This window comes from Cellulophaga omnivescoria, from assembly GCF_001999725.1.
Classification (GTDB): domain Bacteria; phylum Bacteroidota; class Bacteroidia; order Flavobacteriales; family Flavobacteriaceae; genus Cellulophaga; species Cellulophaga omnivescoria.
Genome location: NZ_MDDP01000010.1, coordinates 35,070 through 49,683, shown reverse-complemented (window position 1 = coordinate 49,683; position 14,614 = coordinate 35,070). Strand labels below are relative to the sequence as shown.

Sequence of the window (14,614 nt, the reverse complement as noted above, 5' to 3'; positions counted from 1 at the left end):
TTGTTTTTTCATATAAAGTAAATGTAACTAAAGTTTAGTAATTATAATACCCAAAATTTCTGTTATACGCATTAGGTCTATAAACAGCAGCACGCTTTCTATCTTTTAAAATAAACTCTTCTGTAACCATATCTATAACCTCTTGCTCACTAAATACATCTTCTATATTTTTTCCGTTATTTTGATAAAAAGGATGCACACCAATTTTATTAGTTTTAGGATATACTAATAAGTATATTTTTTCAGTTTTATCATAACTTGTTTTCTGAGAAAACTTATAGTAATAACCAACGTATGTATTTCCTTTGTAGCTTATATCTTTTTTAGAGATAAATTCTACAGTAAACTTATTTCTATTATACTTATTGCGCTGGTAAATTAGACTTTCCCCTAAACTTTGTTGACTGTAATAATCCTTAGGAAATACCTGCAATTTTTTAGCCACTTTAAGTTTATCAAATAATAATTTTCTGCTCTCTGGATTAGCAGCCAAAGAATCTAAAATACCATTTGGTATAGGAGAGTTAGACCTAGCTAGTAAAGCTGTATACGTTGTTTTAACAGCCGCATCATTACTTAGTAAAAGTTTGGTATAAAACCATTGCACTTCTTTTTCTTTTCTAAAAGGGAAAAGCAATATTGTATAATCTTCTAATGTGTTGTAAGAAGTATTTCTAGAACCAAATACTCTAGCAACACCATTAGTATTATCTTTACCTAAATGCCTTTTAAGCTGAATTTTAGCATCATTTAAAATTTGCTTTTTATATTTTTTATAAGTAGAAATTTTTATGTGCGAATGTAGTTGCAAACGTGCCAAAATTGAAAATATTGGTGCCTTGTACTCCTCAATGGCACTATACTCTAAAATTTTAGGAAACAGTTGTTTTGCCAAAGGAAGACTATCTAAATATGGTTTAAATATGGTGTTAATTTCATAACTATTACTCACCAATGGTAAATCTTTAGACATTAAATCTAACAATGTTTTTACAGATGCCTCACTATTTTTAGCGGCTACAGCTTGTAAAATTTTGGTTTGTGCATTAGAGTTGTTATAGGAATCTTCATAAAAAGAAGTAAAAAATGGTATTACTCTATTGCTTTTAAGTTTTCCCATTTGTTGTATTAAATGCGATTGTATTTTCTTTTGACTGTCATTAAAATCAAACTCAGTTACGTAATACTCTAAAGAATCTAAATGTTTAGGTTCAAAATTTATAAACCGATACCCATTAAGTGCAATACTATCATTTTCACGCAGCGCTTTAAAAAATAAAGGTGTTTTATCTTCTAAAAAAGATTTACCAATAACGGTATCTACTGGCGTAAAATTATTTATAAAAGTAGTAATGTAAGCACTAGATTTTTGAGTAGTATCTATAACCGATTTTATCTCATACAACAAACCATCTTTAGCTATATTTCTAACAAAAATACCTCTTGTACTAGCTGTATCAGTTAAAACTAAATTTAACTGCTCATACCCTTCTGGAGTTTTAGATTGTTGCTCTTTGTGTATTACAAAACTCTTTTTTTGATACATTTTTTTTCTTAATGTCCAAAGAGAGTCTACACTTGGCAACATTAAAAAGTCATGTGCTTTATTTACAGCAACACTAATTATTTCACCGTTGTTATTTTGGTAAATATTTGTTTTGGTATACGGGTTGTACTCTTTTGGTTTTTTTCTACCATTGTTAAAACTATAATTATTAACAGAAAAATTAGGTGGTTTAACTGTAGATTTTGTGGTAAAATATAAAGCAGTGTCTTTAACAAAAGTAAAATCTTTATTGTACGTTGGACTCTTTAACTCTAAAGAATTAAAATAGGTGTTTGCAACGGCAGAATCTTTACTAACTGCACCTAGCAAATAATAGTTTATGCCGTTTACAACAGATTTTAAAAATAATTTTTTACCAGAAACAGAATCCAAAACTGCGCTAGAAACTAGTGCTCTGTTTTTAGGAGCTTTGTAGTTAGCCTTTATTTTTAATTGTTGATAAAAGCGTTTTTGTATTTGTTTAAGCTCAAACGTATCTTCTTCAATAAAGCGTAAATCGTTTTGTGTAACTTTTTTAAGAAAAAAGTAGTCTTCTGTAGCATCATCTACACCTTGTACCAAGCGGTCTCCAAACCTATATTTATTAGGAAAAATGTAATTAGATGGCATTTCTACAGAAAAATCATTAAATCCGGATGTAACTTTTACCTTTTTTAAAACATCTTTTTTTAACTTAATGGTATTAAAAATAGTATCTGAGTATTGTTGCACATAAGTACCCTCACCACCCATTTTAAAAATAATTATTTCTAAAGGTGTAATGTAAATTTGGTAGCGTTGGTGATCACCATTTTTAAGTAAGTTTTTAATTTCAAAAAACGGAACACCGTTTTTCTCTAACTTATTTTTCTCTAAAATTTTACCCGGTATATTCTCAAAAAGTAATTCATCAATTTTATTAAAATCAAACGTTCTATCATCTTTTAAATAGGAGAAAGTAGGTATACGGGTTATCATTACATAGCTTCCATTTGCAAGGTCTGGCACAATATAGCTTGTAACATTACTATCTGTAACCGGGTACATTTTATTAGGTAGCATAACCGTAAAAGCATCATCATCTGGAGCCTGCTCTTGGTAATTATTTTCCCTAAACCTTTTTACTATTTTTTCTTTTAGCTGCTTGCCTTTAAAGCCAGATTTAGAGGTTAACGGTTTTACGGTATAACCTTTACTACGTAATAAAGAGATTACTCCTTTATCTCCTGGCAAATGAGCCGCACCAATACCCGTAAAAACCTTATTAGTCTTTAATAATGTATCTAATTTATTAACCATATTTTGGTTACGTATATACAGCATATTTTTTAAATAATGATTGGTGTATATACCAGAATCTAAAGAATCTATTAAATTTATATTTCGCTCTCTATATGCATCTTGCAATAAAAAATCCATACCCTTTTGTTGCATTTTTTTTAGCAACCAATCGTCTGGTTTGTCTTTCATTGCATTTAAATTAGCCCTGCCTACCAAAATTGTAGACTCTTGCAAATCTTCTAAAGCAACAATTTGTTTATTAAACTTTTGTCCGGCTTGGTATATAAACATATCTAAATATGTTTCCTCTTCAAAATCTTGAGCAAAAGAATTGGTTCTGTACAACAAGCCATTTAAAATACGGTCTTCAAAAGCCAAATAAGACCCTACTTCTTCCGTTTCTGGGTTATTCATTATAAAAGAACTCGCATAAAAACCCTTGGGCACATAATTGTAACGTACTGCCGTTTCTGTAATATCTTCTTCTAACCAGGTAGCTGGGTCCGACTCCAATGCTACAACATCACTTTTCAATAACGATTCGTAAAAAACATCATCTAACCTAAAAGCCACCTTTTTACTCACGTGCATTGTTCCGTATAAATAAGAAGTTTGTTTTAATCCGTTACCAGATATCTCCCAAAGCAAACTATTTTTTTCTTGGGCAGTACCAAAACACAAAAAAAACAGTAAAACAGAACTAATAAGAATGCGCATAAACAGTATTTTTATGAAATAACAACGTAAAATTTAATTGTAAGTTGCATTAAATATAGTTATCCTAAAAAAATTAGACACTAATTAACGTTACATTATGAAGATAGTAAACTTTTAAAAATGATTGTAGCTATTAAAGAATAAGTATAAATTATAACCAAAAGTGTTAAAGTTGAGCAACAAGCCTTATTTTTGCATTTATAAAAAGATACAGTTGTGAAAGGAGTTTTATTAGTAAATTTAGGATCACCAGATAGTCCAACCCCTAAAGATGTTAAGCCATATTTAGATGAGTTTTTAATGGATGAAAGGGTTATAGATGTACCTAATTGGTTACGTAATATTATTGTACGTGGTATTATTTTACGTACCAGACCTAAAAAATCTGCTGAAGCATACAAAAAAATATGGTGGGAAGAAGGTTCTCCGCTTGTTGTAATTTCAGAACGTTTTACATCTAAAGTAAAAGAGCAAACAAAAATGCCTGTTGCTTTGGGTATGCGTTACGGTAGTATGACCATTAAAAACGGATTGCAAGAGCTAAAAGATAAGGGCGTAGATGAAGTTTTATTAGTTCCTCTATACCCACAGTACGCAATGTCTTCTTTTGAAACCGTTGTGGTTAAAACAATGGAAGAAAAAGAGCAGCATTTTCCTGAAATGAAAATTACTACACTACAAGCTTTTTATAAAAATGAAGATTATTTAAAAGTACTATCTAACAGTATAGCAAAAAGCTTAGAAGGTTTTAATTATGATCATATATTGTTCTCTTACCACGGTATTCCAGAACGTCATATAAAAAAATCAGATCCAACTAAGTTTCATTGTAAAATAGATGGTTCTTGTTGTGCTACTAACTCTGTAGCCCACAATACGTGTTACCGTCACCAATGTTATGAAACTACAAAAAGAGTTACTGCTCTATTAGGCATACCAGAAGATAAAATTAGTGTATCATTCCAATCTCGTTTACCAAACGACCCTTGGTTAAAACCGTATACAGATTTTGAGTTTGAGCGTTTTCCTAAGGAAGGCAAAAAGAATTTAGCAGTAATTACACCTGCATTTGTGGCAGACTGTTTAGAGACTTTAGAAGAGATTGCTATGGAAGGTAAAGAGCAATTTACAGAAGCTGGCGGTGTAGAGTACAAACACATACCTTGTTTAAATACAGATGAAAACTGGGTATCTGTAATGGCAGACTGGTTAAATAATTGGGAAAAAGATGGTAGTTTACCAAGCTAAAAACCAATAATAATATACTAATGGAAGAATATTACCTGTATATAAAATCGCTTCACTTAATTTTTGTAATTACGTGGTTTGCTGGTTTATTTTATATACCAAGGTTATTTATTTATCATATTGAAGCCAGTTTTAAACCTTCACCAGACAAAGAAATATTAACAACACAGTTTAAATTAATGACTAAGCGGTTGTGGTATATTATTACCTGGCCATCTGCAATTTTAGCTGTGTTATTTGCTGTATTACTACTTATAATTAACCCTTCGTTTTTACAACTGCCTTGGATGCACGTAAAACTTGGGTTTGTATTTTTATTGATTTTATACCACTTAAAAAATCATCAAATAGTTAACCAATTACAAAAAAACCAAATAAAGTACAGCTCTAAATTTATGCGTATTTGGAACGAGGCTTCTACGCTCATTTTATTTTCTGTGGTATTTTTAGTAATAGTAAGAAACGCTATTAACTGGGTTTACGGTGTGCTTGGTATTTTTACCTTGGCTCTACTTTTAATGCTAGGTATTAAACTATATAAGAGCATTAGAAGTAAAAATCCAAACGCCTAAATCTCTCTACTTTTTAATTTCCTTGGTTTATAGTTTTTCCCTATTTTTAGAGAGACTAATTACAACCAAGAACATTATGAAACTCAATCACTTAAAAAACAGCACATTTTTGTTGCTGCTTTTATGCATTTCTCAGATTTCTTTTGCCCAAAAAAGAAAACAAAAATCTACAACAGAACAATATCCAGAAGCTTTATATAGCAGTATGCAATACCGCTTAATTGGCCCATTTAGAGGCGGTAGATCTGCGGCAGTAACTGGTGTACCAAATAAACCAAACTTGTTTTATTTTGGTGCCACAGGTGGTGGTGTTTGGAAAACCGAAGATGGTGGCAGAAGCTGGGGCAATATTTCTGATGGCTTTTTTGGCGGTAGTATTGGCGCTATAGAAGTTGCACAAAGTGATCCTAATATTATATACGTAGGTGGTGGCGAAAAAACTTTACGTGGCAATGTTTCTTCAGGTTATGGCATATGGAAAACTGAAGATGGTGGTAAAACTTGGACTTCTGCTGGCTTAAGCAAAAGCAGACACATACCGCGTATAAAAATTCACCCTAAAAAACCTAACATTATTTATGCAGCAGTTTTAGGCAACATATACAAACCTACAGAAGAACGTGGTGTTTACAAAAGTACAGATGGCGGTAAAACGTGGCGCAAAACCCTATTTGTTAATAGCAGTGCAGGCGCTGTAGATTTAACGTTAGACCCAAATAACCCACGTGTTTTATATGCATCTACCTGGCGTGCAAAAAGAACACCTTATAGTTTAAGCAGTGGCGGAGATGGTTCTGCTTTATGGAAAAGTACAGATAGTGGAGAAACTTGGACAGAAATCTCTAAAAATGATGGTTTCCCAAAAGACACCTTGGGTATTATTGGAGTTACTGTTTCTCCTAAAAACTCGGAACGTGTATGGGCAATTGTAGAAAACAAAGAAAAAGGTGGCTTGTACCGTAGTGATGATGGTGGTAAAAAATGGACGCAAGTAAATGCTGAACGTAAATTACGCCAACGTGCTTGGTACTATACACGCTTGTATGCAGACACAGAAGATGTAAACACTGTTTATGTACTAAATGTACAATACCACAAATCTACAAATGGCGGTAAAACATTTAGCACTTTTAACGCACCACACGGAGACCATCATGATTTATGGATAGCTCCAGAAAACCCAAAAAGAATGATAATTGGTGATGATGGTGGCGCGCAAATTACCTATGATGGTGGCGCTACTTGGAGCACATACAACAACCAACCTACGGCACAGTTTTACAGAGTTACAACAGACAATGCTTTTCCGTACAGAATTTACGCAGCACAGCAAGACAATTCTACCATACGTATAAACCACAGAAGTGACGGGCGTTCTATTAGTGATAATGATTGGGAAGAAACCGCAGGCGGCGAGTCGGCACATATTGCGGTAGACCCAACCAATAACGATATTGTTTATGGTGGTAGTTATGGCGGATTTTTAACTAGAAAAAACCATAAAACAGGTACAACAAGAGCTATAAACGTATGGCCAGACAACCCAATGGGTTATGGTGCAGATGGGATGAAATATCGTTTCCAATGGAACTTTCCTATATTATTTAGCAAACACAACCCTAAAAAACTATACACATTTTCTAACCACGTACACGTTACAGAAAATGAAGGTCAGTCCTGGAAATTATTAAGTGATGATTTAACTCGTAATGATCCTAGCAAACTAGTTTCTAGTGGCGGACCAATTACACAAGACAATACCAGTGTAGAATACTACTGTACCATTTTTGCCGCAAATGAGAGTCCGCTTAAAGAAGGTTTGCTTTGGGTTGGTAGTGATGATGGCTTAATACACGTATCTAAAAACGGAGGTGAAACTTGGGAGAATGTTACACCTAAAAATATGCCAGAATGGTCTATGATAAACAGCGTAGAACCTTCTGCTTTTAATGAAGGTACGTGCTATGTAGCTGCTACAAAATACAAGTTGGGAGACTTTGCACCATACCTATACAAAACTACAGATTACGGACAAACGTGGACAAAAATTACCAATGGTATAAGCAATGAGCACTTTACACGTGTAGTGCGCGAAGATCCTAAACAAAAAGGGTTGTTATACGCTGGCACAGAAACAGGAATGTATATTTCTTTTAATGATGGTGCAAGCTGGAAACCTTTTCAGTTAAACCTACCAATTGTACCCATAACAGATTTAACAATTAAAAACAACAATTTAATTGTTGCTACGCAAGGTAGAAGTTTATGGATTTTAGATGATTTGTCTGTATTGCATCAGTTAGATGAAAATGCAAAAAATGCAACATCAATATTATACAAACCAAAAGACACTTATAGAACAAAAGGTGGTAGCAGTAGCAGACCATCTAAATTAGCAGGAAGCAACCACCCAAACGGTGTAATTACGCATTTTTATATTAACAAACTAAAAGAAAACGATAACGTAAAACTAATCTATTTTAATAAAAAAGGGGATACTTTAGCTACGTTTAGCAATAAGGCCAAAGAAAAAAACAAGAAATTAAAAGTTAAAACAGGAGGCAACACTTTTGTGTGGGACACGCGCGGAAAGGGAGCCGAGAAACTTAAAGGTATGATATTTTGGTGGGCTAGTTTTAGTGGTCCAAAAGCAGTACCTGGAGAGTATAAGGTACAATTAGTGGTTAATGGCGCTACACAAAGCAAAGATTTTACTATTGTGCCAGACCCAAGAGCAGAAGCTAACATTGCAGATATGCAAAAGCAGTACAATTTTATAACTGAAGTAAATGCTACGGTAAACAAAGCACATACTTCTATTAAAAAAATGCGAAAAATTACAGCACAACTTTCTGCTTTTGAAAAACAATATAAAGATACTGAAGCAACAAAAGAACTGGTAAAAAAAGCCAAGGCAATGCGAGAAAAGTTAGAGGATATAGAAAAAGAGCTGTATCAAACTAAAAACAGAAGTAACCAAGATCCGCTTAACTTTCCTATAAAACTCACCAACAAATTAGCGCATATAAATAGTTTAATTGGCTTGGATGATTTTGCGCCAACAGACCAAGATATTGCTGTTAAAAATGAACTAACAGCAAAAATTAATACACAACTAACTGCTTTTAATAAGGTGTTAGATGATGAAATAACCGCTTTTAATACTGCCTTTAACAACTTAAAATTAAATTATTTGTTTGTTGAAGAGTAGGCATATGTAACCCAAAATAATGTTCTAATGACACATCTATCAGAAGACGCGTACAACATAGGATCCTATAAAAGAAAATATGCGTTTGCAGAATACCCTTCTGTAAAAATTTACAAATCTTCTGATGGTAGGTCTTGGGGCAATCATCTTTTATTTGGTGATTATATAAAAATTTTAGATACCAAAATTGTAAATAATAGGGTATTTGCCAGAAGCAGAAATACCAATGGTTGGGTAAAAGTAGATGAACTTAGAAAAGAAAGGTTATTAGAGGTTAACTTTGTAGATATTGGCCAAGGAGACGGTTGCCATATTGTTACTCCAAACGATAAACACATACTTATAGATGCCGGAAAAACCGATAATATGAACCGGTATCTATCATGGCGTTTTAATTTGTATGACCGTAAATCTCCCTTATCTTTTCCGTTCACAACAATTATTAGTCATTCTGATGCTGACCACTACCAAGGTTTTGGGTATGTTTTTGACAATGATAAAATAAAAATAGACACCATTTACCATAATGGTTTAGTAGAACGCCCTGGTGCTAACAGATTAGGCTCTAAAAAAGATGGCTATTATACAAATGTAATAACAACTACGGCGCAAATGCTGCACTTAATTACAGACGCTAAAAACAGAAAAGGTGCAGGGTCTACCTATTGTAAAACACTGTACAAAGTATTAAAACATAACCCTAATGTTAGTTTTAAAGCGTTAGACATTAGCGCTAATTATTTGCCCAATTATAGTAAAGAAAGCACTGTAAATAATACTAAAAACTCCATAAAAATATTAGGGCCAATTACTAAAAAAATTGAGGGTAAAGATGCACTAAAAAGTATTAACAATTTAGGAAAAGATAAAAACGGACACTCTGTTATTTTAAAGTACGAGTTTGGTAAGTCTAAAATTCTTTTAGGAGGAGATGTTAACACAGAGTTTGGCCAAATACTACAAGATTATTACAAAAATAATGCTCAGTTACATGAATTACAAGTAGATGTAGCCAAGGCTTGCCACCATGGCAGCAATCATTTTCATTATGGCTTTATACAAGCAATAAATTCTAGTGCCACAGTAATATCTTCTGGTGATGATGAAAGTTATGCTCATCCAAGGCCAGATACTATTGGTGCGTTAGGCAAATGTGGTTATGGAGAAAAACCACTTATTTTCTCTACCGAATTGGCTAGGTCTACAAAAGAAATAACGTATATTAAACTACAAGGTATTTCTAAAATGTTTAAAGATTTAAAAATCATAAAAAAGAACTATAAAGAAGAAACCGAAGAAGCGCAAAAAAAGAAGTTTTTAAAAAGTATAAAAAAAATTAATAAAGAAATAAACTCGTTTTTAACCAAATACGGAATGATTAACCTTAGAACAGATGGTGAGCGTATGATAATTGCCCAAAAACTAGAGCGTAATGCAGGCCATAGCAAATGGGACATACACAAACTTAAGTATTCTAAAACTACAAAAAGGTTTGAGCAAGAATAGTATTTTTACGTATTAAACCTTATTTAAAAACAAGCCTTATTTAAACCAAAAAACAATGAACCTAAACCAGGTAACTGTACCCTCTTTAGATTTAACAAAGTCTATACCGTTTTATGAAAAATTAGGGCTAAAACTAATTGTAAAAGCATTACCGCATTACGCAAGGTTTGTGTGTCCAGATGGCAACTCAACTTTTTCTGTTCACCAGACAAAAGAATTGCCAAAAGGAGAAGGTATTTATGTTTATTTTGAATGCAAAAACCTTGACGAGCAAGTGAACGCTATACAACAAAACGGAATTAATTTTGACCTACTACCAACAGACCAAAGTTGGATGTGGAGAGAAGCCAGGCTAAAAGATGTAGATGGAAACCAACTGATATTATTTTATGCTGGTGAAAACAGACTAAACCCACCTTGGAGAATAGAAAACTAAATTATAATTTATACAAGCCTCTTTTAGAGGCTTTTTTTGTGTTATGTAATTATTTAATTAAAAAAATATAAATTACGTATTTCTGTAATTGTAGTACAAAAAATGTTTTTATATTGTAAGAAAAATAGTAACCAAAAATGCAAAAACGTGCGTTTATACCACCAATATGGCCGAACAAACGCAATAAATTGCGTTTATTAACTAGTTGTAACACATTTGACCAAACCAACAGACAATTATGAAATTAGACGAATTTATATGCGAAACAATCAAATCTGTTATAAAAGGATTAGATGATTGCAAAGAGTTTGCTATCGAACATAACGCGAGAATTAATCCGAGATTTAGACCACAAAACGACTCTAACGAAAATTATATTTTCTACAATAAAGAAGAAGGTGCAATTAAAGTTTCCAAAGTCGATTTTGACGTCGCAGTAACTGTTACCGAAAAAGAGGAAAACGGAATTAACGCTGGAATATCTGTTTATGGAATTGGTTTAGGAGCAAAAACAAAAGGTACAGAGGAAAATAAGACAATCTCACGAATTAACTTTAGTGTTGACATTGCTTTACCAAACACAGAATACAATTTATAAACAATTGAACTGAATGAATAAATCAGTAAAGTTTACTTATATAACTGTTGGAATAAATCTCCTAATTGCAATTCTGATTTTTCTTTGGCTTTTAGCAGGAACTAAAAACCCAATAAAAGATTTAATCGACTTTATTTTAGATTTTCCTTTAAATTTTGCTCTAGCAATAACAGCATTATTCATTTCAAGTTATTACGTTGGTAAAAAAATGGAGAAACTGATTTGTGAAAAAAAATGGAATTCAATTCTTATTGGAATGTTCGGACTAATGGTTATTTTGATTTGCGGAGTTTTTGGAGGTTCAACTGTTGGATTTATAGAAGAAGGACTAATGAGAGGAAATAATCTTTATGATTCTATTATTGATTATTATTATAAACCATTCTTTTGGATTTTATTTTTTGGGTTTATTCCAACATTTATATCTGGAGGAATTTTAGGAGAAAAAATAAAAAAAACGTGTTAAAACAAGGTATATAATTCATTGCTAGTTCTAGCCTACTTACGAATATTCCTGCGGAATATTCTATTCGGTTTTGATTTACTAAATTACGTGCTAAACCACGCAACTACTCATAGCCGAGACCGTTCTAGTGCATATGCCAAAAAAATGAAAAAATGAAAAATACACTTAAATTGTCCTTCGTAATAACCCTAACTCTATTAATTAATGGGTGTGGGAAAGTTGAAAAAAAAGAACAAGAGTCAATTAAAAAAGAAACTGCCATAGTTCAAAGCGAATTTGGAAAATGGAAAACAAAAAATGATAGTCTTGGTGTTGAACTGAATACTGAAAAGTTCAATAATTGGAATGATTTAGTTGAACGAGCTGGAAAGATTGTTTGTAATGACAGTATTCCAAAAATAACGTTAAATACAAATAATGAAATTAGAACCATCTATTTTCATAATCCTTGTTGGAAAGGTGATTCCTATAAAATTGTCAAATCAAAAAATGTTATTGAAATTCATAATGACACAATTTTTAAACATAAAAAAGGAAGTTTTCCTTTAGATAGTTTAGAAAGTGTTTTAAAAATGGATATTAACAATAATGGAATAAATCCTATGTTGAGTGAAAATTCAAAAAAACTAGTGATTTTTATTTCTTATGACAAGAAAAATGAATTTAACAAACTGCTTGAAAATTTAGATAAATTAACCGAAAAATATTATGGAATAACAAATAATACGGATATTAAAATATGGTTAACTGATAAAGAGTTTTTGATACCACCACCAACATTCAAAAAATAAATTAAAATTAACTAAAAAATACGCACCACAACACCGTTGTACACAATTATGAAAAAAATATCAATCCTAATTATTTTAGTAACATTGTTTTCTTCTTGTAAAGAAAAAAAAGACGCTAAAATAGATAGTTTAGAAATAGTCGATGAGTTTATTTCACGGATTCATACCTCTAGTATGGAAAGTGACTTATACCAAATTCTAGGCAAGACTTCTTTAGAAAAACATAATACGGATTTTGAAAATATTGATTGGAAAAGCAACTATTGGAAAGAGTTTAAATCTGGAACTTTTAATATGACAGACTTAGAAGTTCTCAACAGATATGAACAAAGGTATTTGTCCATTAGTACGGCTCCTAATACCGAAGATTCGTTTCAATTTGTTGTTGGATTTGGTACTCATTTCGAAAGGGATGACCCAAATAATCCTTATAGAAAGATTAAACTTTATATGACGGAAACTGAAAACGAACAAATTCCTAAGGAACTAATTGGTTTATTCTTAAAAAAGGACTTTGATGGAGTTAAATCTAAATTGAAAAACTTTTATCTAATCGACGAAATAGAGGATTTATACAGAAACAAAAAATAACGTGGTACAACAAACCCTAAACGTAATGCGGGCTTTATGGCAAAACCGAAAGGTCCGTGTATATTTATAATGTCGCTAAATCTTATGGATTTGGCTTATAAAAAGAGAAAATTAAAAACAAAAATATAAAAATTCGGCTCTGTGTTAACCCGAAAAGTTAGTGTCTTTTTACACGCTTCGTTTCAGACACAAGACCGTTGTAAGTAATTAAACCAAAAAAAGAAAATGGAAGAAAAAATAATAGAAATAAGTAAATTTAAAATAATTGGATTAATTGGACTATCTCTAATCTTCGTGTTTTTAGGAATATGGATTGCATATTATGCGCCAATTGTTAATCTTGAGATACTAAATAATAATATTTTTCGAAAATCAATTGGATTTCTTTCCATAATCTTCTTTGGAGGAATGGGAATATTAATTGCAAAAAAACTCTTTGAAAATAAATACGGAATAAAAATTAATGATGAGGGAATATATGACAACTCAACTTCCATAAACTCTGGACTTATAAAATGGGAGAATATTGAAAGTATTGAAAAAAGCAAAGTCATAAATCAAAATTTTATACGAGTTATTGTAAATAACCCGAATGATTTTATCGACAGACAAAAAAATGTCCTAACAAGGAAAAACGTTGAGACTAATTTTAAAAAGTTTGGTTCACCTATTCAAATATCAACAAATGGATTGAAAATTAAATTTGAGGAATTATATGAAATAATGACATCTGAATTGAATAAAAGAAAATAACTACTTACAACAATGTGTAACCGCAATTACGGCGGATTCGACTACGTCCGAATCCACTCGGAATTGCTAACGCCAGTGCTAAACCGAATATTAACGCATATTAACCCGTAACTGACGGTTATACGAGACCGTTGTACACAATTATGACAAAATCAATCTACATATTTATCTTTCTTTTGATTTTAAGTTCCTGCTCAAATTTGAAAGAAAAAAAACCTTTGGCTGAATTATTTTCAGAGGATTTTAAAAGTTTCGAAATTGATGACAAGATTGGAATTATAGATTTAGATTCAGTTTCAAATTTTGCGGAATTAAGACAAAAAATGGGCAAATTGACCTGTGAGGGAAAATCGTCAGGTTTAAGATTTAAATCAAATGATACTATTTATCATTTAACTGGATTTGCTGACTGCCCAACTTCTGGAGAAATTGGATGTTACTTCAGGCGGAATTTATTGTTTGTTAGAAATGATTCTTTGGTAATTAAATATGGAAAAAACAAAAAAACAAAACCAATAGAATTCCTAAAAACGGAACTGAATAAGATAATATCTAAAAAGTATAACTTTCAGTATAACGAAAACAAACTAAAACCAGCTTTAATTTATTTTTACGTTGAAGATAAATATCCAATTGAAACAACAAAAAGAGCTCTAAAAGAAATTGTTAGACAGTTTAAAGAAATTAATTCACAAAACGGTTCTGACTATTTTAAATATAACATTCTTTTTGAGGGATTTGACATTACAAATATTCCACCACCACCGCCACCAAAACAGAATGAATTTGATAACGAATAAAAATAAAAACGATTTACCAACAATATATAGCAGCAATTACGCGGATTCGACTACGTAGGAATCCACTCGGAATTGCTAACGTCTGTGCTAAGCCGAAA

Annotated in this window: 12 protein-coding genes; 11 read left to right on the top strand and 1 reads right to left on the bottom strand. The window is 31.8% G+C overall.

Annotated features, from left to right (window positions below):
* Positions 1-34: 34 nt before the first annotated feature.
* Entirely contained in the window at positions 35-3,544 is a 3,510-nt protein-coding gene (locus BFJ87_RS05255; RefSeq protein WP_077400979.1) for a TraB/GumN family protein, read from the bottom strand.
* Between the two features lie 216 nt (positions 3,545-3,760).
* Here BFJ87_RS05255 and hemH point away from each other — a divergent pair, with 216 nt between their 5' ends.
* The 11 genes from hemH to BFJ87_RS05200 all read left to right on the top strand — a co-directional run bounded on the left by hemH (position 3,761) and on the right by BFJ87_RS05200 (position 14,516).
* Positions 3,761-4,792 (top strand): ferrochelatase, encoded by a 1,032-nt coding sequence (gene hemH, locus BFJ87_RS05250; RefSeq protein WP_077400976.1) that lies wholly within the window; start codon positions 3,761-3,763, stop codon positions 4,790-4,792.
* Between the two features lie 20 nt (positions 4,793-4,812).
* Positions 4,813-5,364 carry a CopD family protein gene (locus BFJ87_RS05245; protein WP_075694922.1) on the top strand — a complete coding sequence of 184 codons (552 nt, stop codon included), beginning with the start codon at positions 4,813-4,815 and terminating at the stop codon, positions 5,362-5,364.
* A 76-nt stretch (positions 5,365-5,440) separates the two neighbouring features.
* Positions 5,441-8,575 carry a VPS10 domain-containing protein gene (locus BFJ87_RS05240; protein ID WP_077400973.1) on the top strand — a complete coding sequence of 1,045 codons (3,135 nt, stop codon included), beginning with the start codon at positions 5,441-5,443 and terminating at the stop codon, positions 8,573-8,575.
* 27 nt (positions 8,576-8,602) lie between these two features.
* Positions 8,603-10,081, top strand: coding sequence for a ComEC/Rec2 family competence protein (locus BFJ87_RS05235; protein WP_077400970.1), 1,479 nt, complete (start codon positions 8,603-8,605; stop codon positions 10,079-10,081).
* Between the two features lie 55 nt (positions 10,082-10,136).
* Positions 10,137-10,517: a VOC family protein gene (locus BFJ87_RS05230; protein WP_013621108.1), complete on the top strand. Its 381-nt coding sequence runs from the start codon at positions 10,137-10,139 to the stop codon at positions 10,515-10,517.
* A gap of 238 nt (positions 10,518-10,755) precedes the next feature.
* Positions 10,756-11,115 carry a hypothetical protein gene (locus BFJ87_RS05225; protein ID WP_077400967.1) on the top strand — a complete coding sequence of 120 codons (360 nt, stop codon included), beginning with the start codon at positions 10,756-10,758 and terminating at the stop codon, positions 11,113-11,115.
* 13 nt (positions 11,116-11,128) lie between these two features.
* A complete protein-coding gene (locus BFJ87_RS05220) occupies positions 11,129-11,581 on the top strand; it encodes a hypothetical protein (RefSeq protein ID WP_077400964.1) in 453 nt (150 codons plus the stop codon).
* Between the two features lie 152 nt (positions 11,582-11,733).
* A complete protein-coding gene (locus BFJ87_RS05215; RefSeq protein ID WP_077400961.1) occupies positions 11,734-12,372 on the top strand; it encodes a hypothetical protein in 639 nt (212 codons plus the stop codon).
* Between the two features lie 48 nt (positions 12,373-12,420).
* Positions 12,421-12,963, top strand: coding sequence for a hypothetical protein (locus BFJ87_RS05210; protein WP_077400959.1), 543 nt, complete (start codon positions 12,421-12,423; stop codon positions 12,961-12,963).
* A 225-nt stretch (positions 12,964-13,188) separates the two neighbouring features.
* Positions 13,189-13,716 (top strand): STM3941 family protein, encoded by a 528-nt coding sequence (locus BFJ87_RS05205; RefSeq protein WP_077400956.1) that lies wholly within the window; start codon positions 13,189-13,191, stop codon positions 13,714-13,716.
* 200 nt (positions 13,717-13,916) lie between these two features.
* Positions 13,917-14,516: a hypothetical protein gene (locus tag BFJ87_RS05200; RefSeq protein WP_139344211.1), complete on the top strand. Its 600-nt coding sequence runs from the start codon at positions 13,917-13,919 to the stop codon at positions 14,514-14,516.
* Positions 14,517-14,614: the final 98 nt, after the last annotated feature.